General features: G+C 46.4%; 20 protein-coding genes and 4 pseudogenes. 3 read left to right on the top strand and 21 right to left on the bottom strand.

Annotated features, from left to right (window positions below; translation table 11 throughout):
* Nucleotides 1-14 precede the first annotated feature (14 nt).
* From C234_RS0106580 to C234_RS0106550, 8 genes and pseudogenes are all read right to left on the bottom strand, one after another.
* Complete coding sequence (locus C234_RS0106580) at nt 15-6011, bottom strand: FG-GAP-like repeat-containing protein (RefSeq protein WP_161625912.1); 5997 nt, start codon at nt 6009-6011, stop codon at nt 15-17.
* A gap of 7 nt (nt 6012-6018) precedes the next feature.
* Nucleotides 6019-6744 carry a hypothetical protein gene (locus C234_RS0106575; protein ID WP_027325104.1) on the bottom strand — a complete coding sequence of 242 codons (726 nt, stop codon included), beginning with the start codon at nt 6742-6744 and terminating at the stop codon, nt 6019-6021.
* A gap of 112 nt (nt 6745-6856) precedes the next feature.
* On the bottom strand, nt 6857-6952 hold the full coding sequence (locus tag C234_RS17385; protein WP_148727133.1) for a smalltalk protein: 96 nt from the start codon (nt 6950-6952) through the stop codon (nt 6857-6859).
* Nucleotides 6953-6979: 27 nt separating this feature from the next.
* Nucleotides 6980-7459: an N-acetylmuramoyl-L-alanine amidase gene (locus C234_RS16045; protein WP_051290188.1), complete on the bottom strand. Its 480-nt coding sequence runs from the start codon at nt 7457-7459 to the stop codon at nt 6980-6982.
* 71 nt (nt 7460-7530) lie between these two features.
* On the bottom strand, nt 7531-8076 hold the full coding sequence (locus tag C234_RS0106560; RefSeq protein ID WP_027325103.1) for an HU family DNA-binding protein: 546 nt from the start codon (nt 8074-8076) through the stop codon (nt 7531-7533).
* A gap of 149 nt (nt 8077-8225) precedes the next feature.
* A pseudogene (locus C234_RS16775) lies at nt 8226-8519 on the bottom strand (DUF4373 domain-containing protein); the annotation flags it as partial.
* A 1254-nt stretch (nt 8520-9773) separates the two neighbouring features.
* Nucleotides 9774-9947: pseudogene (locus tag C234_RS18275) on the bottom strand (Lin1244/Lin1753 domain-containing protein); the annotation flags it as partial.
* Nucleotides 9948-10324: 377 nt separating this feature from the next.
* Nucleotides 10325-10669 carry a hypothetical protein gene (locus tag C234_RS0106550; RefSeq protein ID WP_027325102.1) on the bottom strand — a complete coding sequence of 115 codons (345 nt, stop codon included), beginning with the start codon at nt 10667-10669 and terminating at the stop codon, nt 10325-10327.
* Between the two features lie 653 nt (nt 10670-11322).
* Here C234_RS0106550 and C234_RS0106535 point away from each other — a divergent pair.
* The gene (locus tag C234_RS0106535) at nt 11323-12036 is read left to right on the top strand and encodes a LexA family transcriptional regulator (RefSeq protein WP_021644327.1); all 714 of its coding nucleotides are present in this window, start codon (nt 11323-11325) and stop codon (nt 12034-12036) included.
* Between the two features lie 357 nt (nt 12037-12393).
* On the opposite strand, the gene C234_RS0106530 is transcribed toward C234_RS0106535, so the two are convergent.
* The 4 genes and pseudogenes from C234_RS0106530 to C234_RS0106515 form a co-directional block, all read right to left on the bottom strand.
* Nucleotides 12394-13248 carry a BRO-N domain-containing protein gene (locus C234_RS0106530; protein WP_027325101.1) on the bottom strand — a complete coding sequence of 285 codons (855 nt, stop codon included), beginning with the start codon at nt 13246-13248 and terminating at the stop codon, nt 12394-12396.
* 14 nt (nt 13249-13262) lie between these two features.
* A pseudogene (locus tag C234_RS18270) lies at nt 13263-13409 on the bottom strand (nucleoid-associated protein); the annotation flags it as partial.
* 166 nt (nt 13410-13575) lie between these two features.
* Nucleotides 13576-14238, bottom strand: a complete 663-nt coding sequence (locus C234_RS16030; RefSeq protein ID WP_248596492.1) for a DNA adenine methylase — start codon at nt 14236-14238, stop codon at nt 13576-13578.
* A gap of 399 nt (nt 14239-14637) precedes the next feature.
* Nucleotides 14638-14952, bottom strand: a complete 315-nt coding sequence (locus tag C234_RS0106515) for a winged helix-turn-helix transcriptional regulator (protein WP_027325100.1) — start codon at nt 14950-14952, stop codon at nt 14638-14640.
* Nucleotides 14953-15147: 195 nt separating this feature from the next.
* On the opposite strand from C234_RS0106515, the pseudogene C234_RS16025 reads away from it, so the two are divergent.
* Both C234_RS16025 and C234_RS16020 read left to right on the top strand, forming a co-directional pair.
* Nucleotides 15148-15492: pseudogene (locus C234_RS16025) on the top strand (nuclear transport factor 2 family protein); the annotation flags it as partial.
* 300 nt (nt 15493-15792) lie between these two features.
* Nucleotides 15793-16761, top strand: coding sequence for a hypothetical protein (locus tag C234_RS16020; RefSeq protein ID WP_248596490.1), 969 nt, complete (start codon nt 15793-15795; stop codon nt 16759-16761).
* Here C234_RS16020 and dacB read toward each other — a convergent pair.
* The 9 genes from dacB to C234_RS0106455 all read right to left on the bottom strand — a co-directional run bounded on the left by dacB (nt 16709) and on the right by C234_RS0106455 (nt 23930).
* The gene (dacB, locus tag C234_RS0106495) at nt 16709-18109 is read right to left on the bottom strand and encodes a D-alanyl-D-alanine carboxypeptidase/D-alanyl-D-alanine endopeptidase (RefSeq protein WP_027325099.1); all 1401 of its coding nucleotides are present in this window, start codon (nt 18107-18109) and stop codon (nt 16709-16711) included. The genes C234_RS16020 and dacB overlap by 53 nt on opposite strands.
* A gap of 221 nt (nt 18110-18330) precedes the next feature.
* Nucleotides 18331-19674: a dihydrolipoyl dehydrogenase gene (lpdA, locus tag C234_RS0106490; RefSeq protein WP_027325098.1), complete on the bottom strand. Its 1344-nt coding sequence runs from the start codon at nt 19672-19674 to the stop codon at nt 18331-18333.
* A gap of 253 nt (nt 19675-19927) precedes the next feature.
* Nucleotides 19928-20368, bottom strand: coding sequence for a very short patch repair endonuclease (locus C234_RS0106485; protein WP_027325097.1), 441 nt, complete (start codon nt 20366-20368; stop codon nt 19928-19930).
* A 121-nt stretch (nt 20369-20489) separates the two neighbouring features.
* Nucleotides 20490-20699 (bottom strand): hypothetical protein, encoded by a 210-nt coding sequence (locus C234_RS18265; RefSeq protein WP_464116614.1) that lies wholly within the window; start codon nt 20697-20699, stop codon nt 20490-20492.
* Nucleotides 20700-20715: 16 nt separating this feature from the next.
* Nucleotides 20716-20895 carry a DNA cytosine methyltransferase gene (locus C234_RS17095; RefSeq protein ID WP_034540947.1) on the bottom strand — a complete coding sequence of 60 codons (180 nt, stop codon included), beginning with the start codon at nt 20893-20895 and terminating at the stop codon, nt 20716-20718.
* A 16-nt stretch (nt 20896-20911) separates the two neighbouring features.
* Nucleotides 20912-21979 carry a HaeII family restriction endonuclease gene (locus C234_RS0106470; RefSeq protein ID WP_027325096.1) on the bottom strand — a complete coding sequence of 356 codons (1068 nt, stop codon included), beginning with the start codon at nt 21977-21979 and terminating at the stop codon, nt 20912-20914.
* Nucleotides 21945-22937, bottom strand: coding sequence for a DNA cytosine methyltransferase (locus C234_RS16015; RefSeq protein WP_051290187.1), 993 nt, complete (start codon nt 22935-22937; stop codon nt 21945-21947). Before C234_RS16015 ends, C234_RS0106470 begins: the two co-directional genes overlap by 35 nt.
* Nucleotides 22921-23214, bottom strand: coding sequence for a helix-turn-helix domain-containing protein (locus C234_RS0106460; protein ID WP_027325095.1), 294 nt, complete (start codon nt 23212-23214; stop codon nt 22921-22923). Before C234_RS0106460 ends, C234_RS16015 begins: the two co-directional genes overlap by 17 nt.
* Nucleotides 23215-23543: 329 nt before the next feature.
* The gene (locus C234_RS0106455) at nt 23544-23930 is read right to left on the bottom strand and encodes a virulence RhuM family protein (RefSeq protein WP_027325094.1); all 387 of its coding nucleotides are present in this window, start codon (nt 23928-23930) and stop codon (nt 23544-23546) included.
* Between the last annotated feature and the right edge of the window lies 1 nt (nt 23931).

Raw genomic sequence — 23931 nt, 5'->3', positions numbered from 1 at the left:
TCTTTTTATATTCATCAATATTTCAGCCAAAACATCCGCAATGTCATATTGGGGGAGTGTATAGCGCCGGATAATTTGTAATCGTAATATTTCACCCTACTTTCGTGTCCAATACCATTTACATCCAACGGATTCTCAAAAAAGTTCCATCCCTTGGCAGTCCTATTTTCATAAGATTTATTCTCATTATACTTATCATATCTCTCTTGCGATGTATAAAACCCATCTATCTTATTCTTCGGATCATTGAAATAATTGAAAGCCCTTCGATTTGCATCTTGCTCAAATTTCTGAAGGCTATGATCTCTTGATTTGGCAGCGCTTTTTAAGCTCGGAATTCCCACGGTAGGGATATATGCCAACCCCATCTCCTGACTTTGCAAATAGTGTCCGTACTCATGCTGAAAGAGATAGTTGTTAGGGTCTGCCTCAATATTTCTGTTGCCAATGATATAGCTGCCTAAAGTCACTGCGCCGGAATTCCAATTGTTTCCTCTTACCACCGTAGCACCGCCCCAGTAATCAACATCATCCACCTGACCGGCCCAATTGGAAAATGTGGAAAAGGCTAATCCGAAAAAGGTTTGCGGACTCTGCCAGGTGAACCGAGAAAGCATTTCCCATGCTTGACCCAAAAAGTTTTTTCTCATGTCTGTGGTGAACAAGCCGCCCCAAATCTTTACTTCATTCACTCCGCCTTGCCAGCCTGTCTTAAACGGGTTTTTGCCGGTGAACAGCCCCCTGAAGAAACCGAATGTATAACCTAAGAGAAACTCCCCGCTCTCATCCACATAGCACAGCGGACTATTCATACAATAGCTGTACCGGTTGAAAGACTGCATAAAGTCAGGAATCTGCACATACGGGTCAGGACAAAGAAAACGGCCTAACAACGGGTCATACAGACGGGCATTCATATTAATCAATCCAAAGAACGGCAGATGCTCATGCCCTGTATATCCGCGGCCCAACAACAGTTCGGGTTCTTCGCCCTGTGTGTAGATCGCCTGATTCATCGGGTTGCGCAAACTTCCCCATGCGTCGAAGCTATTCTCTTCCACCACATTTCCTTGAGTATCGGCTATCTGTAAGATACTTCCCAAGTAGTCACGATGAACAAAGTAAACAGACGAGTTGCCTCCTTCTTTCAACAATACCGCAGGAGCATTGTAATATCCTCCGCCAAGATATAGCTTTTCTTTGAATCCGCCAACAGTTTCATCAAATTCATAGTTACCCCCCAGATAATAGCGTGTCAACCGGGTCAAATCATTCACAGCATACTGCATGCGTACACGCTCGTGCCCGGCATTATACGTCAGCGCCGCTTTCTTCGCACCCTGAGTGATGACGGAGGGACGATCACCGGCAATATACGCGATGTCGAGACCGGACTTCACCGGATTGTCTTGCACCGGATTAAGGCCTGTAACGGCATAAGGACGGTTGGGGTCGGTGTAGACCAGTTCGCCCGCATCTCCCTTACGCAGGATATTGCCATGATTGTCGTAAACCACCGATTTGTCGCCATATACGGACAAGCGGTTCAGCTCATCATAACCGAAGCTCTCCGACAGACTTCTCGTTTCATCCTTACGGCTTTCAAGATTGTTGTTCGATGCGTTGAAGCGGTAACTATGAGCAAACATCAGGGTTCCGTCCGCACGGGTAATGCTTCGCCTTACAGGCAGCCCCCATTCGTTGAATTCATAGCTGCGACGCATCGATCCGACAGTGAGTTTCGTCAGTTGCCCCAACGCATTCTCTTCGTCATGGCGATAGACCGGAGTTCCGTCCGCCAGACGCACCTCGGTGAGGAAGCCGTTACGGTAGGACAGCAGTTCTGTAGCCAAAGCGCCGTTTTGCGAGACGTAGGCGATGGATGAAGTTTGCCCGTCGGCCGTATAGCTGTATGTCTTTTGCAGCCACTTGCCGTCCGGAGCCTCTTCGCGCCGTGTTTTCAGCCTGCCATACGCGTCATACGTGTTGCGCGCGGCGCTGCCGTTGTCAGACACTGCCGAAAGCAGCAGATTTTCCGTATTGTCATAGGCATAAACCGTAGTCAGATCAGGCGTTATCTGTTTCGTGAGGCGGCCGTAGCGGTCGTACTCTTTCCTGATTTCACGCCCGTCGGCGTCCGTCTCTTTGCAGATATTCCCATTCTTATCATACTCCGTTTGCCGGATTCCCGCACTGGGGTCTTTAATCCTCGTACGACGACCGTACTTATCATAATAGAAGCGCGTTTGAACATCTCCCGGAGCCACTACGGCAACAGGCTGCCCGTCGGGGCGGTAATAATAGGAGATACTTCCCGCATCATCCGTCACTTGCGTTATCAAACCCGTTACATCATACCTGCGGATGCGGCGTATGCCATTCTCGATAATCGTATCGGTCAAGGCCCCGTAAGCGCAAGAATCCACTTTACCCGAAGCATAGCGGGTAGAGGTGCGGCGACCGAACCGGTCGTACACATGGATGTTCCACCGTGAAGGAGCGCCATCCTTAGCGGGCAACGATTCTTTTTCAAGCAGGCCGGTTCGGGGATTGTACATTTTATCCGTTTTCATTTCACGTCCGTCGAATCGGAGCTGCGAGGAGCGCACTTCCCGTTTAAGGAAGTCGTAATACGTTTTAGTCACAGGTTTGCCCGTTTCGACAACGGTCATCACGTACAAACCCGGATCTCCTTCCTTGCTCCATGATGCAGACACATGCCTCACATGCCCGTCAGGGTTGCGCGTTTCTACAAGACGTCCCCACGCATCGTACACATGACGAGTCGTGCGTCCTTTATGATCTGTACTGCTTTGCAAAAGACCGGTTGCAGGGTCGTAAGCATAGGTGGCCGACAAGCCCATGACATCGGTTTCTTTTATCAGACGTCCGTCCCGGTCATAGGCAAACGCTTTCGACAACCAGTCCGTCGATTCGTAAGCACGTTTCTTTGTCGCGGTCAGTTGCATCCGGTTGTTATACTCGTAAAGTTGTTGCGATACGATATTCCCGTTGAAAAAATGCGTTTTTCGGACAGGCAGATACCGGCTGTCGTAGTCTGTTTTCGTTTCGCGGGTGACGGTCGAATCATTGCGAAAACTCTTTGTCTGCTCATAACGTTTCAGTCCCAACAGATAAAGCCCGCTATTTTCCACATTCTGATAACCGTACGATCTCGCTTCTATCTTATTGCCGCCAGATGCAGTAGACATGCCGGTCACTTGCCCATACCCGTTATGCTCATATGCGATAATTTTTCTCGTCCCGTTGAGAGCATCCTTCACCGTTTCTTTCTGCAGTTTCAGAATCACTGTCTCATTCTTCGATCTTTCCAATACATAGCTGCGTATAATGGTGTCGGCAGGAGTCTCTTTTCTCACCTCCGCACCCAAGAGTTTGGGGTCGAACACAGAAGCCATCGTACGTTTATTCACCACATCTTTCGCCTCGATCTTCCGGAAACCGCAGAATCCCAAACCCGTGCGATGGAACACGGCATTGGTGTATTTATAATATTCCCATGAAATCTGCGTGCCTCCTTTCGTTTTTTTCTGCCATGCGGGCACATACAAGCGGGGAGTCATTATCGCGTACGGATAGTCGATATACCCCAGCGACATATCCGGTTGCCCCACATAGCGACTCTCGGACGTTTCCATTATATCCGTATAGTAATGGTTCGAGGTTACTCCGTAACTATCGGTAAGATTGTGCAGCATACGCCCTATCGACTCATCGTGCGTATAATTGTACGCATGAAGCTTCTCGTTGTCCACACAAATGAGGCTCCCCGACCAATAGTAGGCCTGAGTGACATTCGCCACGGCAAATTGTGCCGATAAATTATCCATTTGCAAAATGGAGCGTATGTTATGATTCAGGCTTATTTTCCCGTTCTCATTCAGATGGAGGTAGATTTTCCCGCGTACGTTGCGCAGCAGGTCGGGCAGCCCGTCCTTATCCACGTCCACCAGCATAAAGTTCAGCCCTACCGTCTCGTGAAAGCAATAGAACAATTCCTCCGTATGTACCTTGAATCCGGGATTGGAAGGAGTGTAAGAAGAGTTTCCGGTAGATATAAGAAACTTCCACTGTTTCCCGTTTTCCACGTTCCAATCGAATACGACCAAATCATGCTGCCTTACGCTTGGATCAACCAGACACTCGTGGCCGGAATAGGAATGCACATAGTGCTTGTATCCGCTTGCGCTGGTACTCCTCAGATGGCTTTCATCATTGCACGCACCGCGGCAGATCCCGTCTCCCAAGTGCTTGAAGCCTTCCTTGCAATGTATGCGCCGGGGCCCCAGAACAATATCCATATTCCCGTCGCCGTTCATGTCCGCCACCATCAGCTCCCTGTCTTTGATGCCGGGGCTTTCAAAATTGAAGTACATAATGTTGATGGCGTTCGAATATGCCAGTTGCTTGAACCCGCTTCCGGTGAACTCATATACATAAAGACCGTTTATGTTGATCAGGCAAATGTCCGTTTTACCGTCGCCGTTGTAGTCCATGGCCATCAGCCGGTCTCCATACAAGGCCCTGTTGTCCGTTTGGTACAATGTAAAATCGAAACAAGCCCCGTCGTAAATAGTTTTGCGCTTATCCAGATCTACCAATAAAGCACGTGACGGATATTTCTTTTTTTTCGGGTCTCGGCAACTGGATATGGCCAGCAACTCTATTTTCCCGTCTCCATCGAAGTCGCCGGTAAGCATCTGCCGCTCATGCACATATCCGCTCCCCTCCAGATATACGTATTCCGAATAACGTGCGGGGTCGACATCGTTCGTATAGACAGAGGCTACCAGCCTGCCATCATAATAATTCACCCTTACGGGCTCCTCCAAGCCGTCTCCGTTCACGTCTATCGCTTCCAGTTGCTTAAAGCCTCTTCCGGCTGTAAACACAACGGGAGAAACCACCAGCTCCGACAAATCCTTGTACACCAGCAATCGTTGGTCCTCGGCAGTTTCACCGAGCGCGGGATACGAAATCAAACCGTCGCTTTTCGAATCGCGGCTGAACTTGCCACGCGACAAAACAAGAGATTTGTGAGAGTTTGCTCCCTGAACGGAATTACGAAAATAGTTAGTCAAATAAAGGCTCCTCCCCCCAAGAAACTCGATAGTCCGTTCGTCGCCATATTCGAATCGCAGGGGATTGAGCTTGCCGGTTTCCGTCTCACACTCCAGCCGCACCGGCAGATACACCCCTCGCTGCTGATAAGAAATCAGATAGCGGCGCCACAGTTTCCCTTTATGGAACGACTCCACCTTCTCCAGCAACCGACTGCGTTTCAAAGGTTTTCCATCTGCATAACGGGTCATGTTGTCATTCACGCTACGGTAGGTGAATACAATCGAATCGTTGTAGACTCCTCCGGTTTCTCCATACAAAATGGTACGGATGTAAGGCAGATTGTCTGCCTGCGTATAGATATACTTCACAGTACGCCCCTTGCGGTTAGTATGCAAAGTCATCACATAGCTGAAAGGAGCTTTCGGGGAGGCTTCGAACTTCGCGGTGCTTCCGTCGGGATAACGGACTGCCAATGTGCCGTCCGCCTGCCGGCTCACTTTCACGAATCCCTGTTCGCTCTGCCAGCTATCCGCGCCGGTCTTTATCAGACGCACGCCGTCCAGCATCAGCTTATCTTCGCTCAACGACAGAGGAGACGACTTTCCGTCGTAATAAATCGTTCCTGCAACATGGGTGATACCGGACAGTCCTCCGATATTCCATCCGTACCCCATTGCGCTTTCAGGCTGGCGGCTGTTATAGTCGAATGACAAATGAGGATGAAACTCCTCAGGATCGGGATGAATATCCACCGACACCTGATAGGTGACGGCACCTGCCGGAGTAAGAGCATATCGAACAGGAATTTCGCCTACATCATGTGCCATGTGGTCTTCTCCCTGCATGGCCGTTTCTTGTGAGCTTGCAGAAAGAGCCATTGATAAAGCAATTCCCAAAGCAATTAATTTCCGTGTCATATTTTTCATATCAGTGTTATTGTTTAATGGTTTTGATTCGATTGCCCGACCGATCATAGCGGTATTGTATAGGGCAGTTGTTCGGTTCTTCGGGTTTTATATCCGGCTCATCGGGAACATCGGAACATTTACCGACTATGACAGTGGTTCCCAATTGCCCGTCAGGTACGGACCCATTCATGTACTTATACCCTGCGGAAACGATATAATAAGTTCCGGCAGGCAGATTCCTCACATGCAGATAAGCAAGCCCCAGCGAAGAGTTTTCGGGCATGCCAAGCTCTATCGGGTTAAAATCGGGCGACAGGAAGTCTCCCGGCTCGAAAGTCGCTACCCGCTTGCAGGAGTAGATGCCTTCTCCCCAATCTTTCGTTTCACCCGGTTTGACAGGCCTTACCAAAAATATAGAACTGAATCCCATCCGATATGAATTCCAGTTATGAATAATCACATCTCCTGCAACGGGCAGCTCCATCCTGTAATAAACAGCCCTGCCCTGCGTATAGGTATAAGCCGTGTCATTGCTCGGAATATATGTGTCAGCTCTCGGAACATAACGGTACGGAGCATAATAAGGCGGCCCCACTCTCGTATCGCGTATGTCTGTAAATGTCGTTTTCCCCGAAGAGAAAGTAACGGGGACCGCGTACTCATACGAAATCCCGCAATTCAGATCGGTCTGCGCCTGCAACTTCAGCGCAAAGAGCGCGGCCAGTAATAAAAATAAAACTCGTTTCATCATTGTGTTTATGCTGTGTGTGTGTTTGATTCGATAATTTTACAGATCCCCGCCATCGTACGGACCGGCGCGCACGATCTTATCGACGGCGGGGATCAACCAAGCTTCTCGCTCTTTACAGATTCATCGCATTAGCGCCCAAAACGCCTGCTACGGCCGAAGCCACTGCGATGATCACTTTCAGGATCGTATCCCATACTGATTTCTTCATTGCCATAATTTACCTCCTTTCCGTTCTTTAAATGGTTGTTTTACTCTGTGCCTCCGGCACGTTTTCGCCATACTCCTTTTCCGCATCGAAACACGGACAGCGTTTAGTCCATTCTCCCGGCTCTATCACACCGTTTCCGTTGCGGTCGGGACTGAGGTCACGGTGTCCGCACACCCGGCAGCCGGGAAACGCTTCTTGCAGCTGCCCTATCAGCCTCCGGAGCGCGGTCCGCTGTGCGGCAGTCCGCGTGTCTGCCGGGCGTCCCCGGCAGTCCAGACCGCCTTCATAGCAGATACCGACGCTGTTCGCATTGAAGCCCTTCGCATGCGCCCCGATACGTTCGAGCGAACGGGTGAGATGCAGCGTTCCATCCCTGCGGATGTAGTAATGATAGCCTGTTCCGGCGAATCCGCGGCGGCGGTGCATCGCATCCAAAGCCTCCGGCGAGAGCGCACGATCCTCCCTCGTGGCGCTGCAATGCACCACAATCAAATTGATAATTCGCATGATTGGTGAATGATTAGTGATTAACTATCAGCATCTGCAACCCGCTCTTATGCAGTGCTTTGCCGCAGGGGTTACAACGCAGGATCCGGAGCTTCCACGCCGCCCGAACCTCCGCCGCCGGGCTTGCCGCTATCTCCGCCGCTTCCGGGCTTGCCGACTCCTCCGGAACTTCCGGGCTTACCGGCTTCTCCGTTAGCGGCAGCCTCTGTCCGCTCGAAACGTATACAGCGTGCGCCTGTCACCAGCGAACGGGTGGCTACCTTACCATCCGGATGGCGTGTGGCACAAGGACGGAATCGCACCGTGAGCGAAGACTGAGCGGCAGATACCTCTTCCGCAGTTTCCACCCCTTTGCGGCTCGACTTCATCACCATGCGAAAGGTTCCGAAGCCGTCGAGCGTCACACTTTCCGAGGCCTGAAGGTGGTGGCTCACCACCGTCGCCAAATTGTTCAGCGTGTTCATCACATCTCCCGGAGAAAGAGACGAGTAAGCCGCAATCTCTTTGGCAATCTGTGCAGTACTTACATTACCTGCGCGCAACACACGCGGATAGAATAGTTTTTTACCGTTTTTGTCTTTCAGAACGGACTGAAATGCTTCATACAATACTGGCATAGTCGTAATTTTTTGTGTTTGATTAATTCGGTTTTGTTTTCGTCTTTAAGCTTATCGACACTACAAAGATAAAAAAGATACGTTTTGTATGCAAGCGGTTTTCAAATTGTGTCTTAACAAAATTATTAATCTGCGTTATTCATTGATTATCAGCTCGCAGCCTCATCGTCTCTCCTGTTTACCACACTCAGCAGATAGCGTCCGGGAAGTTTTATTTTCCCGCCGCTGCCGCGCAAAGCAGCAATCCCCTTCCATATCGAGCCGCCGATAGCTCCGAAGTTGCTTTTTCGGATGATGGCATATTGTTCTGCGGGCGGGATGCCGTATATCCGTAAGTTATCGAGCAGCCCCGCATAGTTGCGCGGTGTCCCGTCGGCAGGCGGAAGAAGCCCGTCGATAGCCTCCTGCGTCCATATTTTCCGCTTCCCCGAACCGGAATCCCCTTTTACACAAGCAGCTGGGGACTGAGACTCCCCTCCGCCGCAAGGATTTGCAAACAGTCCACCCGCAGCGGACGGAACTGCGGAATATCGGACAGCATCCTCTCGGGAATAGCTTGCAGTCAACCCATTCACGCCAGCCGAACCAGATGAAGCAGATGGTGCAGCAGGCGGAGCTGCGGAATATCGGACAGCATCCCTCGCGGAAGAGCTTGCAGCTAACCCATTCGCAGCAGCCGAAGCAGATGATGCAACAGGCGGAGCTGCGGAATATCGGACAGCATCCCTCGTGGAAGAGTTTGCAGCCAACCCATTCACGCCAGCCGAACCAGATGAAGCAGATGGTGCAGCAGGCGGAGCTGCAGAATGCCGAACGCTATCCTCCTCGAAAGAGCTTGCAGCCAACGCATTCACGCCAGCCGAACCAAATGAAGCAGATGAACCAACAGGCGGAGCTGCGGAATATCGGGCAGCATCCCTCGCGGAAGAGCTTGCAGCTAACGCATTCACGCCAGCCGAACCAGATGAAGCAGATGACGCAACAGGCGAAGCTACGGAATGCGGAACGCTATCCTCCTCGAAAGAGCTTGCAGCCAACCCATTCGTAGCAGCCGAACCAAATGAAGCAGATGAACCAGCAGACGGAACTGCGGAATATCGGACAGCATCCCTCGCGGAAGAGCTTGCAACCAACCCATTCGCAACAGCCGAACCAAATGAAGCAGATGAACCAACAGGCGGAGCTACGGAATGCCGAACGCTATCCTCTCCGGAAGAGCTTGTAGCCAACGCATTCACGACAGACGAAGCAGATGAACCAGCGGACAGGCCCACGGAATGTCTCGCAGCATCCCTTCCGCAGGAAGTTTCAGAAAAAACCTCCTCCTTTCCCCTCTTCCTCTTCCCTTCCTCCCCTGTTTTTCTCAGGGGAGGACTGAGGAGGGGATCTTTTTTGCTTTGCTGTGCTATGCTATGCTGTGCTATGCTATGTGTACCCGATGTTACATTTTCGGGGATAAATGTTACATATTCAACAGCTGAAACGTCTTCGCCGTCACCCTGATTTGCACAGCAGGAAAGGGTGTTTTTATCCCTATCTTCCTTGTTTTCAACCGATTCCTCTACTGTCAACAGGCTGTATGCCGCCTCCAAACCCGGAACGTTCCTACGGCGGGTGCTGAAAAGATACTGGCGCTGTATTTCGGCGGAAGTCAGTATGCGCTCGCGCTCGAACAGTCCGGCGTCAAACAGCCCGTACTCCACCGCAAGGCGGATGATACGCTCCACATCGTCCGCGCTGTTTTCGTACAAACCCGCCGAAAGATCTTCGTAAAACAAACGGTCGGCGCGGACATAATAACCCTCGCCGGCATAAATATACGACAGCACTTCTACCAGAATGCCGAGAGCGGAGTCGCCCCCGCGTTTCATGAGGCGGCGCACGGCACGGTCGTGGATAAAATCTGTGTTCAGAGGGAAATAATCCAATCCCTTTTTCTTTATTCTTGCCATACTACTATGATTCTTGTAATTATTTTTACGATAAAAAAGGTTTATGATTCTCGCTTCTTCCGAAATCGCCGGATGCATCCTTTGGAGAAACGCAAGACTTCCTCCCCCCTGCATATCCGATTCCGGACACCGGGTGAGGAAGCCCTCCCGCTCATCACATCAAGGCCTCGCGTCCGAAATCAAAGCCACCGTTTCACCCGACGGGCGAGGAAACCCTCCCGCTTATCACAGCAAGGCCCCGCGTCCGAAATCAAAGCCACCGTTTCACCCGCCGGGCGAGGAAGTCCACTCGCTTATCACAGCAAAGCCTTCTCTTCTTCCTCCAGCATCCTCCTCTTTTTGCACTCAACGCTAAGCCGTACCACCCGGAGAGCGTTCAGAATAAACCGGATACGCGTCTCCCGGTCCTCGATCTCGGTGATGACAGGATAGGGAAGGCGGACGGACGAGGCGATACGGACGGCCTTTTCGCTCGTGTACTTCCGACGGCTCAAATCTTTGCGGCACTCTTTGCAATAACTGTCCGGACAGCGGCTTTTCTTTCTCATATAGAAGCAATCCAACGGGAGCTCTCGTTTGCAACTGCTACAAATTACGGTGGACACGGATTGTCGTGCCGATAAAGAAAATTCAGGTTTCATGATATTCAAATTTTTTATGTTGAAAAAATGAGTTATTTATTTACAATTCATATATCCGGCATGGCGGGCATATATCCTTATCAGGGCAGGCATACACAGGTTATCACAGCAGATGTATGGCTTATCAAGCAAGCATATATAGCTATTGCGGCAAGCTTCTGATTCACCGAAGAGAAGCATATATCTTTATCACGGCAAGCATATATAGTTATCACGGTAAGCATATATGGTCATCACGGTAGGCATATATGGTCATCACGGTAAGCATATATGGTCATCACGGTAGGCATATATGGTCATCACGGTAAGCATATATGGTCATCACGGTAGGCATATATGGCTACTGCGGTGCTATATATGCTCACCGCAGCAAGCGCACATGCCGGTAGGAACAAGGACACAGAAGCCACTCCGGAGGTGGGGAATGAACTTTTTCGCTGCCTTTCGTAAACTTTTCGTTATTTTTCATGGTCGGATTATTTTTAATTTATATCTTTGAAACAAAATTCATGGAAATTCACTACAAATATAAAATAGATTTCATTTTAAAAACAAACTGTTTTAGAATTTAATTTTAAACATATAGATAAGAAGTTATAGATGAGCGATTAACGTGTTTATGAATTTTTACATCAGAAATAAATGACAACACTATGGACACTATTTTAGACGTACCCGGCATCATCAAGCGTGCCAAACAGGTGCTGAAGCTGAAGAAAGACAGCGAACTGGCCGATTACATGGGAGTTTCAAGAGCAACCGTCACCAACTGGGGCGCACGGAACAGCATCGATTTCCGCCTGCTGCTCGACAAACTGGGAAACACGGTGGACTACAACTGGCTGTTGCTGGGAAAAGGAAGTCCGGATCGCCAACCGGGATTCTGCGAAAGCGAACTGGCGCAAGGCGAAGTGCACATAATTCACAATCCGAAAACGGTGGAAGCCACAGACGACCGCAGCGTGACATTGTACGACATCGGGGCGGCCGCCAATCTGAAAACGCTGTTTACCGACAAACATCAGTTTTCGTTGGGAAAGATACAGATTCCCAACGTCCCGCACTGCGACGGAGCGGTCTACGTGAGCGGAGACAGCATGTACCCCATACTGAAATCGGGAGACATCGTGGGGTATAAGGAGCTGAACAGCTTCGAGAGCATCATCTACGGAGAGATATATCTGGTGTCGTTCATGATCGAAGGAGACGAGTACCTGGCGGTGAAATACGTGAAGCGGTCGGAAAAGGAAAGGCACATCAAGCTGGTGAGCTACAACGTGCACCACGAGCCGATGGACATTCCGTTTGCGGCCGTCAACGCCATGGCAATCGTGAAATTCTCCATCCGCCGGCAAATGACCATGTGACAGGGGGCATTTCGGATGCTAAAAGGGCATACGGACCGTTTGCGAAAGAGGGGAGGGGCGGAACAAGCAGATGACGAAATTACGAATCTGGGGAATTCACAATGAATTAATTGAAAAATAGCTTGTTAAGCAACACTGTCCAACAATCGGTTCAAACTGGCCATTACGGTCACGTGGAATGGATATCACAGTCTCTCCATGTTCGGTTTGGATTTTCTTCGGATAACTGGGCACTATAAAATATTCCAGCTCATAAACTCTCTTGCTCTTTACAAAAACACGTATGTCATAACTCTCGAATTCACTCTTCCTTTTTGCAATACACCTTATTATAAAACTTACCACTTCGTGTTTGCCCTATTCTATATCTTGGCTATTTTTGTTTTTTTTATCATTTAACAGAACTCCTTGTTTAGCATTTAGGGGAGAGATAACTTTCTCGCCTGTTTTGCCCTCCAATTCAAGACGTGCATTACGCGCTATTTCTCCACCTTGACGAGCAACGTCGCTGTGTTCATCCATTGTTTCGGGATTAATAGTTTCCGAAATGCGCTTTGTCGATAGCTCCGCCAGCATATTCAGCACCAGCTCGGTGTTAGTCATGTTGTCGCGCAGGTTTTCCTTTTTTAACCCCTTGAATTTCTTATATTCCTTGGTAGTTTTGCCTGCCCACGTCTTATAGATAATATCGGTTAGGAAAGCGAATTGTACACCCTCTTGCAATCCGCATTTCTTCCATTCGTCTGTAAGCTCTTTGCGTATTTCAATGCTTTTTAGACGTTGGTTGATCCAATTGTCGGAATAGCCCAAACATTTGTAATCGTTCATAGCCTGTTCTATCGACAATTCCGGGTCTTGCATTTGATCTAAACGCTCACGTGCCACTTGTGCAATCCACAACTTAAACGGTTCCGCCTTGGGTGAGGGTATGGACTGAATCAGCCTGAAAAGCTGCTCCGTATCAGCCACATCGGTTAGTCGCATCTTGCCATCCGCGGCACGCATTTTCAAACCGTGACAATTCGTCACGGTTTCATTACCCTCTGCTTTTAGACGCTGTTTCAGTTTTCTCCAATAGGCCGTGGGGTCTATACTATCCGTCAAAATGGCAACGGTATCCACGATGGAGAAGTACCATTTTTCCTGTTCTTCGTCCCAAATGGTGCGGACTTTCTTCGTCTCAAATAGCTGTATAGCTTGCTTTTGTGCCATAATATTTCGTTTTTTCAATCTTCCTCTTTGTAATACACCTTGTAAAACTTACCACGTTCGTCTTCGCCCTGCTCTACGTTTTGACGGTTCCCAGCAATAATGATTTGGATTTGCTTATCCAATTTGATGACACGCTTATAGAAACGTTGCTGCTTTTTGCAATCGCAAGCTATTTAAATGTCGGTTTCTTTATCATCATAAATGATTTCTTTTTTTTCTCTGTTTTTTTTAATCTATACTTAAGGGGATTCTTGTTTTTGTCAAACTGAAGATTAGGACTAAAAAAGAGAATTTCTTTTCCTTCTTTAGATTTAGCTGCTGTATGAATTAGACTATATTCTTTTTTATACAGCCAGAATATAAATCTTTAATCTCTGGAGTATCATCATAAGACACTATCCACTTAACTCCTTGTAAACTTTTAATCTTTTCACTAACAATTTGATGATGAGACTTCTTGTAATAATTCATATATAAAGAACTCCCTTTTCCATAATAAGGAGGATCAAAGTATAGCAGTGTATTATTGAACTGTTCGTTTTGTTTTACTATTTTATCTATCAAAACAAGAGCGTCATCATTATATAAATCTATTTTGTTTTTTATGCCTGCTATCTTACGAATACGCTCTATCAGGTTTTCTTTATTGAACCTGCAATCTAATTTATAAACACCTTCTTGTTTATAACCTCCTATTACACCAGCCTTAATTATTCCAGATCTATTTGTCCTATTTAAAAAGAATGTTGAAAATCCAAGTTCGAGCAAACCAACATTATCTATATTTTTCTGAACTTCTTTCTGTTTTTCCCATTCTTCTATCGTAATAGATGTTTTCTCTATTAGATTACATAATTCTTCTGATTGATTTAGTACAGAGTACCAAAAAGCATAGATTGATCGATCTTTATCATTGATAGTTATTTTTTCAACAAAACCCTCAAATAATAGAAATAAAGCCACAGAAGCTCCTCCGGAATATGGCTCCACATAGTGTTCCGTAATTCCATTATAAAAACACATCTTAGCAATATAAATGGAGCTAATCTATTTTTCCCTCCAGGGTAACGCAATGGAGAATATATCATCATTTGCTCTCCTTAATATCTAATATTTCACAAAACAAAGGGAATAATATCCTTGCTTCCATCATTGTAATCGCTTCCTGCTCTTTCAGTTGAGCCTCGTAGAGGAGACCGTCAACTTGTCATATCATTATTCTAAACAAATTTGGGCTTCTTGTTTAAAACGTTGTAAAGATATGTTTTTTCGTGTTTCCCCCAAAGAAAATACGAGCTTATTTATATAAAAACATCTCAACACTCTTTATATCGTAATGTTTTCCTTGACAAGGCTTACTCCTTCGTAAAAAGAAGTTTAATCCGGGGCTTACAAATTATCCATTCCAAACTTGGCTATCTCATCGATAATCGGTAGTACTTTCTCGCCCAATGGCGTGAGAGAGTACTCCACTTTGGGAGGAACTTCCGGATACTGTTTCTTTTTAACCAACCCTTTGGTGCAAAGAAATTTCAGTTCGTCGATAAGCATCTTCTCGCTGATGCCCGGAATGGCACGTTTGAGCTCTCCGTAACGGATTATCCTGCGGTTGATTTGGAAGATGATGAGCAGCGTCCATTTACCGGCGAAAATCTGCATTGATTTCCGCACGGGGCATTCATTATCTGAAATTTTTCTCTCCATAGCAAACATTTTTATTCTTGATACTCAATAAATCTAACAATATAGTATGTATCATACAATATTGTAGGTACTTGTATTTTATAATGCAAAGGTATTACTTTGCAGTGACTTCAACAATTAAAGTACAGATTTATGGAAAGAAAAACTGAAAAAGTGCACCGGTTTTACACGGCTTTGGCATAGGGTGATTTTGAAACGGTGGGGGCATTGCTCTGCAACGATTTGATATGGCATCAGCCGGGAGAGGGAGCATTGTCGGGTGTTTACAACGGCAAGCAGAATGTTTTTGCCCATTTGGGAAGAATGGCTCAATTGAGCAATGGGACGTTCGCCATCGACCAAGTGGATTACGTGACGGAAAACGATGACTTGGTTGCGGCTGCAATCGGATTCGCGGTGTCGGCAAACGGACATTCGATAGAAATGAAAGGCGTGGATCTCTTTCGCTTTGAGAATGGTTTGATAAAAGAGGTTTGGCTCTTTTCGGAACGCATTGACGAGGAAGACCGCTTCTGGACGGCATTGGCACAAGAACGTTAGTATTGGACCGGTATTTGGGGCAGAGGTTGTCATTTAAACTGGCACTATAAAATATTTTGTGTAAATGGAAAATACGGGATTCAAAATGAGTTCCGTATTTTTTATTTTATTCAGGTGATTCAAACTAATTCTTAACAGTGATTGATTTTGAAAAAGATTTCACTAACTTTGTTCTCGCTGATCATAGCGATTATTGTTTGCAATTATTTGTATTTCAACACGATAAAGTTGCATCAAGTTTTGCTGATCACCAAGTTTGCAAACACTTATGATTCGTTGAACTCAGGTTAAAGCACAACAATGAAAAAGACATTCTTTTTGCAACTTTGCGCATTATGCTTTCTATCGATATTGCTTTCGATGTGCACGAAGGTCGACGTGGAGGATACGGGAGTAAGCAAAACTATGTCTCTCCGGCATAATTACATGGCAATAACAACCAAAGGCAATGCTCCTGCAGAAGTGGAAGTGCGTTACAGCGTACTGGGACGTAACGGATGCAACGAAGTAAAAACGGAGAGACTGTCAACACCTTGCCTGATAGGCGGAGAAGAAGTTCAAGTCACTTACGACAGCATTGTTGGGAAACATTCCGGTCGAACGATTTTTAGCCAACTCGCCTTAAAAAGAGATTTTCAGGAAAACGGAGCGGATTTTCTTTCGATTAAAAACTTGTCTTCATCTGTGATAGAATATGCAGTGATAGGAAACCAGCCTTTAACATTTCACCATCCTGCAGATTTGGAAGGATACCATAATTTTAACCATACAGGCGAGGTAGACAAGGATAAGGTTGTAAAAGAGAGTCCCACACCTGTTTACCACAATGGTGTACCCATCTTATATTTACTGAAGCCTGAACTTTGCAAGGTGAATCATTACTACATCCTGCTAAGCGTTGGAACTTGTAAGGGCGGGGAGCTAACCACTGTATCAAGTACCTATGCCAAGAAAATAGATATAAGCACAACGGAGCACACCATCCGAGAAATAATGGATTTCTATAAAGAAGAGTACAGCCGTGGACATGCGCTATTTGCTGACTATGGCGACTACGACGCAAAGTGCCCTAAATACAAAGGATTGGCTCGCTTAGGCATGAAGCTATACGGAGAGATACAGCCCTATCAACTTCTGAGAAATTCCGGAGAAATCTGGTTTATCAATACATCGTCAGGCATGAGGGGCGTTGATATCTTTAAACCGGCAACCCCTCTCACTCAGCAACAAGCACCTCGCAGACCTTATCCTGAAAGGCTCTCGCCTTAGCGGCCGGGAACACATTCTGATTCATGATGGCAAAGGCCACTTGGTTTCCGTTCTTCCGTTTCAGATAGCCTGCAAGGGCGTTGATGGCGGTAAACGAACCGGTCTTGGCATGCACGTTGCCTGCCGCGGCGGTCTTTTTCATCCGGAACTTCAGCGTACCGTCGATGCCGGCTATGGGCAGGGATTTGTACAGGCTGCGGAAGATGTCGGTGCGCGAGTAGGCGTATTTCAGAAGGTCGACCAGCAGGGCGGGCGACAGGTAGTTGTAGTTGGACAGTCCCGATCCGTCCGCCAGCTTGTAGCTCTTGGGGTCGTGCCCGAGAAGACGGATGAGCGCTTCCACTTCCTTCAGCCCGTCTTCGGCAGCGACTCCTTTCTTGCCCGTAGCATGCGCGCCCAGCCGGCACAGCAAGGCTTCCGCATTCAGGTTGTCGCTCTCTTTCATCAATTGGTCCAACACTTTTTGCACGGGCGTCTCCCAACGGGCTATACGCCCGGCTCCCTCCGGAGGCAACGGGCAAAAGGCGTACGAAGCAGGGGCCGCGACTCCCGCAGCATGCAGGCGCTCGACAAACGTGTGCATGAAGAAAGACTCCGAATGATACAGGTTCACCCACCCCGTACGCACGGAAGCCACATTGCCTTTCACCACCAGACGGTTGTCATTCTCAAGCCATCCGCGAGATACGGAGAACTTTCCGGCGGAAGGCGTGCGTGTCTTTGTCCGGTTGTCGGCGGTATAATAAGAGGAAGACGGGGTGAAGACGAGCCGTGCGGTATCCCCCTGCTGTGCGGAAGGAACGGCGATCACCTTCACCGCTCCTTTGCAAAACATCAATGGGGAGAGATAGGGCTGGTAGGCTTCCGGGTTGTCGTCCCACGCCCAGCCGTTCCCCCAGTAGAGGGAATCTTTCATCGACACGTCGCCGTACACTTGCCCGTCGATCACCGAAATGGGGAAAGCCCTCACGGCACTTACCAGCGAGTCCATCGCCTCGTCGTCGAACTCCGGATCGAACCCGCCCACGACGTAGAGATTGCCCTTCAGCGTATCGCGCTCTATGGTTCCGTCGTGCCACACCTCGGTGCGGAAGGGCGTGCGGGCATCGGCGCGGGAGAGGAAGGCGACGGCGGTGAGCAGCTTCATGGTAGAGGCCGGACGCGAGAGCTTCGTGTCCCGATAGGTATAGAGCGGCTTCTTCTCCGTAAGGTCGTACACCGAAATGCCGACTTCCGAGCCCTCCGGAAGCATCGCCGCGATGAGCGAGTCGATGCGCGACCGCTCCGCCTGTCCCCATGCTTGCAAGCAAGCCGCCACGAATAAAATACCTGTCAAAAACCTCTTCATAACACTCCTCTGTTGGATAATAAATGCAAAGTATCGGACGCCTATTCTGCACGTCGATTCGGCCCCCTCCTCTGCTGAATAATAAATGCAGCGTATCGGATGCCCATTCTGCACGTCGATTCGGAACCCCTCCTCTGTTGAATAAATGCAGAGCCGCTGCAACCTGTTTACAACCTCAAAATATTTAAGAACTTCACCGTTGAATAATAAATGCAGGTCGGCTACAACGCTTCGCGGAAAATCTCCGCCACCGTGGGATGCGGAAAGACAATCTTCTTCCACGCCTCGGCGGTGAGTCCCAGCTCGACAGCCATGCCGGCAATGGTGATAATCTCCGAAGCCGGATTGCCCAATACGTGGGCGCCGATGATACGCTCCTTCTCATCGAGCAGCAGCTTGCAAACTCCGTTCACCCCTTCGTTCTCCGCCACAAAGCGTCCGGAAAAGGCCATCGGCAGCTTCACCGTACGGAAGGTGATGCTCTTGCGCTGCGCCGTCTCTTCCGTCTCTCCCACTCCGGCTATTTCGGGATTGGTATACACCACACCGGGAATGGCGCGATAGCTCATCGCATCTTCCTTGCCCAGAATGGCGTGCACCGCCACTTCGGCTTCGCGCACGGCAGTGTGTGCCAGCAGCGAGAATCCGGTGAGGTCGCCGCAAGCGTACACGTTCGGCAGAGAGGTACGCATCTGCGCGTCTACACGGATGTGTCCGAGTTCGGTCTTATAGAGCGACAGGTTTTCGACCCCGAACCCTTGAGTCACCGGACGGCGGCCTACGCTCATCAGCAGACGGTCGGCAGTGACGCTGCCCTCGCCTTCGGCATTCTCGAAAGAGACGGTCGCCCCTTCGGGCGTCGACGACACAGCCGTGACTTTGGTGCTCAGCAGGAACTTGACGCCGCGCTTGGCATACTCCGCCCGGAGCATCGCCGAAAGCTCCTTGTCCATCCCGCCGAGAATCTCATCGAGCATCTCCACAACGGTGACTTGCGTGCCCAGACTGTTGAAGAACGAAGCGAACTCCATCCCGATGACTCCTCCGCCCACAATGACGAGAGAAGCGGGCAACTCTTTGCAGTCGAGCGCGTCGCGGTGTGTCCAGTAGTCCGCCTTATCCACTCCCGGAATGGGCGGGATAAACGTATCCGACCCGGTGCAGAGTATCAGGTTTTCACCCTCGTAGGTCTCATCTCCGCAACGAACCGTGTGGCGGTCGATGATGTGCGCCTCGCCCGTCACGATGGCCACATTGTTCGAAGTCAGCTTAGCCTTCACCCCGAGCACCAGCTTACGCACCACCTTGCTTTTGCGGCTGATGATTTTCGGAAGGTCGAAAGCCGGTTCGGCCACCGTCACCGCATATTTGGAGGCATGACGCGCCGAATCGTATGTTTTGGCGGAATAGAGCAGCGTTTTGGTGGGGATACATCCCTCGTTCAGGCAAACGCCGCCGAGGCTGTTCTTCTCGATAAGGAGCACACTCAGTCCGGCTTTGCCGGCTGTTTCGGCAGCCGTATATCCCGCAGGACCTCCGCCGATGATGATGACTTGATACTTCATGGTGATTAGATTAGTTAATGTTTTTTATGTTGCAAGCAAAGGTATCGAAATATTCGGAATAAATGAAAGTTCGCTGATCATTCACAATCCTTGCCCTTATATTTTAGATTTTCAACAGTTTGACATAACCATTTGAAAAATAAACATTTAATCAGATATTTGAGAAATATAAGTAACGATTTAGCAATCGTGCGCTTTTCAGCATTTTGCTGTGCTATGCCGTAAAATAACTCTTTCTATGTACAAAAGTGCATCATTGTTTGGATATATTGCGATTTTTATCAATTAATTTTTCCGCTAAGTTTGATAAGGTGCATTCTCTTTCTTTAGCTTTTAATTGACACTGCCATATGATAAAAACTCTATACCCCATTTGTTCTAATTGAATTTGTGCCTTTTTATCCCGTTCTATATTTGATGCTATTTTATTAGCCCAATAATCTGTATTTGATGAAGGAAGCGTTGCGGCCTTACAATTTTTATGACCATGCCAAAAACACCCATTAACAAAAATAGCAGTTTTATATTTAGGCAATAAAATATCAGGTTTGCCTGGAAATCGTTTGTCATTTACACGAAATCTAAAACCATTGGCAAACAGATATTTTCTAACTAAAATTTCAGGTTTAGTGTTTTTGTTTGAGATTTTAGACATTATATCGGAACGCTTGTCTTTAGAAAAAATATCAGTCATAATGAATTATTCCACTTTTTCAGCACCATCCAGCCTCCTAAACAAATGAGAAATTAAACTCAAAATATCCAAACAGTCATTTTCTGAAAATAAATTTGTTGTCTTTAATTCCTTTTTTTCTTCATGTGCTAATGGATTTCCTAACGCCAGCCATTAATCCCATAGACATGAACTTTTGTCCATCTTCAATATTTTCTTTAGTACTATCAGAAAAATCGCTTCCATCTATCCTCTTATACTTTGAGATTACAGATAATTTAGCATTATTTTTCCCAAAAACAGCCCCCATTAAAGCCTGTCCATCTGTTTTTAATCCGGAAACTTTTTGTATTATTGTTTCATAGCGTTTAATTTATATCAGCTTGTATAAATGTACTTTGGGGATTATTATATTCATATGTTTCTTTTGCTTCTGCATCAAAATCGACACCTGCAATTACATCTATACCTGCTTGACGTAATCCGCAAGTCATACCACCTCCACCACAAAAGAAATCAATAGCTCGAAATTGATTATTTGACTCCATATAACATTAAACTCATTTAATTATTACGCCATACTTCATTTAGCAAAATGGAATCATAACCTCGACTATGCTTGAAATCATTAAAATCATCGCTATTAGTAGCAGGAAATTCCAACAAGATTTCATCATATAAAGTCGATAAAACTTTATCACCTATTTCTTCGGCAAAAGTGCCTCTAAGTGCTTTCTCATACCATAATATTAAATCATCCTCCGTTACGATACTTTGAATTCTGGATTTCCACCCAATTTGTGTCAGAAGCGAAACTATAAGTTTTTCTTCAGAATCTTTGCATACAATAACTATTCTATCAGATGAAACCGATGATACTATATTTTCCGCAAGCTCTTCGGTCAAGGATAAATGCTTTATCTGAATAGCCATGCCAAAATTAGCCCACATGTCTAATCCTCTATCGGCGGCATTGGTAACTCCGACACGATTTATTCGTGCATTAACTGTTACCGTTGAACGTTCCTTTGATAATCCGATTACACGTTCGGAAAAATCAGAAAATTCTTCTAACAATTTTTGTTTTGCTTTATCTGCTTCTACAGTAACCTTAACTTTAAGACATTCTATAAGAGCTGAAAACAAAGCATATACCACTATTTCATATATTTTATCTACACTTCTCCTTAATCCGGGTTCATTCCAAAAAAGATTGATAAATTCTATAACTTGGAAATTGCTTTTATCATGTGTACTGCAATAATCCAAACCGCTTGACATTTGTGAAAAACGTTGCTCGAAACGGTCGTAAATATATTTTTCTACGACACCATTATTTTGTCTGTTTTCAGCTCCCAATACTTCAAGAACCGAAGGCGGTACTGCATTCTCATTAAAGACATCATCTTGATACCTTGCCGAGGATGTTGATGTCCTTCCTAAAAAACGCAAACAGACTACATCACGCCATCTTTTTGAGGCATTTCTATAAGTATCCAAATCTGCTAAATCAATATCGCCACGAACTCTATCTCGGTATAAAATTTCTGCGATTTGAATCGGTTTATATAAATGTACTCTGCCTTTAGATATGATTTTATCTAGCGCTTGCTTTGCTTCCAATATAGTCATAATCTCCAAATAAATTAAGTTCTTTATATTTTACGACTGTTTTTTGTTCATTAAGTGTTTTAATCATTTCACCAGCTATTGCTTGTATAACAGGGACCGATACGGAATTTCCAGCTACTTTTCGTGCTTGCGAATATGGGATATTTATAATAAACGAATCAGGAAACCCTTGAAGTCGTAACATTTCACGTGAAGTCAATCGTCTTTCTCCGTTTACAACTAAATAATTATAACTCCCTCCAGCTCTTAATGCACAAGAATATGGCAATGGAGATATATTACCTCCGATATTTTCATGCCAAATGGAAGGTTTAGGTGGTATGGCTTTGAGGGCAGAAAAACGTTTCTGCTTCATTGTTTCTGACAAAAAATATGAGGATGGAATATCTTCTTCTTTTTCCAAAATTTCGGACAAAGGTTTAAAATACCCCAAAGGTTTCGGGAATTTAAATTGTATAGGCTTTTTAAAGCCTACAATATAAATTCTTTCCCTTTTCTGAGGAACACCAAAATCTAACGAATTAAATACTTTATGATAAACGGTATATCCTAATTTATTCAATCTATCCAAAATTACCGCAAATGTATTTCCGTTATCATGAGTTGTAAGACGTTTTACATTTTCTAACAAAAAAGCTTCAGGTTGCTTTGCTTTAAGTATCGCTTCAATATTGAAAAATAATGTACCTCTTGTATCTGCAAAACCTAAGCCTTTGCCAGCAATACTGAACGGTTGGCAGGGAAATCCAGCTAAAAGAATGTCGTGTTCAGGAATATTTTCGGGAGCTATATCATTAATATCCCCAAAGGGTGTTTCATGAAAATTTGCTTCATACATCATTTGGGCATATTTATCCCATTCTGAAGAAAAGACATTTTCACACCCATGCGCTTCAAAACCGAGTCGAATACCTCCAATACCCGCAAATAAATCTATAGTTTTATATATCTTGCCCATATCTTACAATATTTTCATTTACAACATTGAGTATATCTCGTGCATTGATTTCATCGCCTACCACATCATAAACCTTATCTGCCAACCATAAAGTTACAAGTTCGTTTTTATCCGCGTTCAATATCTGAGCGATTATTTCTACTTGCTCTCTCTTGGCTTTTCTTTCTCCTTTTTCTATTTTGCAATATGTAGCAGTATCAATGTCCAATGCTGCAGCTAATTGCCTCTGTAGCATCTGATTTTGAATGCGAAGCTCTTTTATTCGTTTAGAAAACATCTGTTTACTCTTTTATGTCTTGACATTATTTGGCAAAATTACTACTTTAATTTGGGATACAGGTTATATCCAATCATATATTTACTGGTAATTTAATCTCCCGACTATGGAGGCGAGATTGTTCGCACGGACAGCGGTATTTTTCAGGCGGTTCAAATCTTTTTGAGCGGCTGAAAAAATACCTTGCTGTGTTCAAGTGAACATATCATTTTCCACTTTCTATCGGTGGCTAGTGGTGATGACACTATTGTTCCCATTTTTCAACTGTCGAGGAACAGTCTCTTTGCTGAAATACTGACGTGCAAACTATACGACAGTACGTCATGACTTCATGACGACACGGTCGCTTGATTGCCTTTTCTACTCAGTGAAACAAAAATGACTATATTCTCTTTTCGTCGGCATAACCCTTCCAATAAGGCTCTGCGAACCTGCTCCGCTCCGAATGTATTGATACGGAAAGCAAGGGCGATGATGACTTTGAGATTGTAAACCTCCATGCTGTGTTTGTCCGACAGGCGGATGGTACGCTTTATCTCGCGTTTCCTCAAGACTCCGCTTTTGCAAAGAGTCCTTATCCTTGCTCGGACCGTCGGAGCAATAACCCCGAACAACTCACAGAGTTCCCACTCGGTCATGGTGGTTGCGCCTGTATCGGTCGGCAAAGTGATATTGCCCTGTCCGTCCATCGTGATGATATTATATTTCTCTTCCATC

The organism is Bacteroides pyogenes DSM 20611 = JCM 6294, from assembly GCF_000428105.1.
GTDB lineage: Bacteria > Bacteroidota > Bacteroidia > Bacteroidales > Bacteroidaceae > Bacteroides > Bacteroides pyogenes.
The sequence above is the reverse complement of the archived record's forward strand: the minus strand, read 5'-3'. Positions and strand labels throughout refer to the sequence as shown.

Excerpts from the sequence above, each read along its gene's own strand:
- C234_RS0106580 (WP_161625912.1), bottom strand. The coding sequence starts at position 6,011 with ATGAAAAATATGACACGGAAATTAATTGCTTTGGGAATTGCTTTATCA.
- C234_RS0106575 (WP_027325104.1), bottom strand. The coding sequence starts at position 6,744 with ATGATGAAACGAGTTTTATTTTTATTACTGGCCGCGCTCTTTGCGCTG.
- C234_RS17385 (WP_148727133.1), bottom strand. The coding sequence starts at position 6,952 with ATGAAGAAATCAGTATGGGATACGATCCTGAAAGTGATCATCGCAGTG.
- C234_RS16045 (WP_051290188.1), bottom strand. The coding sequence starts at position 7,459 with ATGCGAATTATCAATTTGATTGTGGTGCATTGCAGCGCCACGAGGGAG.
- C234_RS0106560 (WP_027325103.1), bottom strand. The coding sequence starts at position 8,076 with ATGCCAGTATTGTATGAAGCATTTCAGTCCGTTCTGAAAGACAAAAAC.
- C234_RS0106550 (WP_027325102.1), bottom strand. The coding sequence starts at position 10,669 with ATGAAACCTGAATTTTCTTTATCGGCACGACAATCCGTGTCCACCGTA.
- C234_RS0106535 (WP_021644327.1), top strand. The coding sequence starts at position 11,323 with ATGGACACTATTTTAGACGTACCCGGCATCATCAAGCGTGCCAAACAG.
- C234_RS0106530 (WP_027325101.1), bottom strand. The coding sequence starts at position 13,248 with ATGGCACAAAAGCAAGCTATACAGCTATTTGAGACGAAGAAAGTCCGC.
- C234_RS0106515 (WP_027325100.1), bottom strand. The coding sequence starts at position 14,952 with ATGGAGAGAAAAATTTCAGATAATGAATGCCCCGTGCGGAAATCAATG.
- C234_RS16020 (WP_248596490.1), top strand. The coding sequence starts at position 15,793 with ATGAAAAAGACATTCTTTTTGCAACTTTGCGCATTATGCTTTCTATCG.
- dacB (WP_027325099.1), bottom strand. The coding sequence starts at position 18,109 with ATGAAGAGGTTTTTGACAGGTATTTTATTCGTGGCGGCTTGCTTGCAA.
- lpdA (WP_027325098.1), bottom strand. The coding sequence starts at position 19,674 with ATGAAGTATCAAGTCATCATCATCGGCGGAGGTCCTGCGGGATATACG.
- C234_RS0106485 (WP_027325097.1), bottom strand. The coding sequence starts at position 20,368 with ATGACTGATATTTTTTCTAAAGACAAGCGTTCCGATATAATGTCTAAA.
- C234_RS17095 (WP_034540947.1), bottom strand. The coding sequence starts at position 20,895 with ATGGAGTCAAATAATCAATTTCGAGCTATTGATTTCTTTTGTGGTGGA.
- C234_RS0106470 (WP_027325096.1), bottom strand. The coding sequence starts at position 21,979 with ATGACTATATTGGAAGCAAAGCAAGCGCTAGATAAAATCATATCTAAA.
- C234_RS16015 (WP_051290187.1), bottom strand. The coding sequence starts at position 22,937 with ATGGGCAAGATATATAAAACTATAGATTTATTTGCGGGTATTGGAGGT.
- C234_RS0106460 (WP_027325095.1), bottom strand. The coding sequence starts at position 23,214 with ATGTTTTCTAAACGAATAAAAGAGCTTCGCATTCAAAATCAGATGCTA.
- C234_RS0106455 (WP_027325094.1), bottom strand. The coding sequence starts at position 23,930 with ATGGAAGAGAAATATAATATCATCACGATGGACGGACAGGGCAATATC.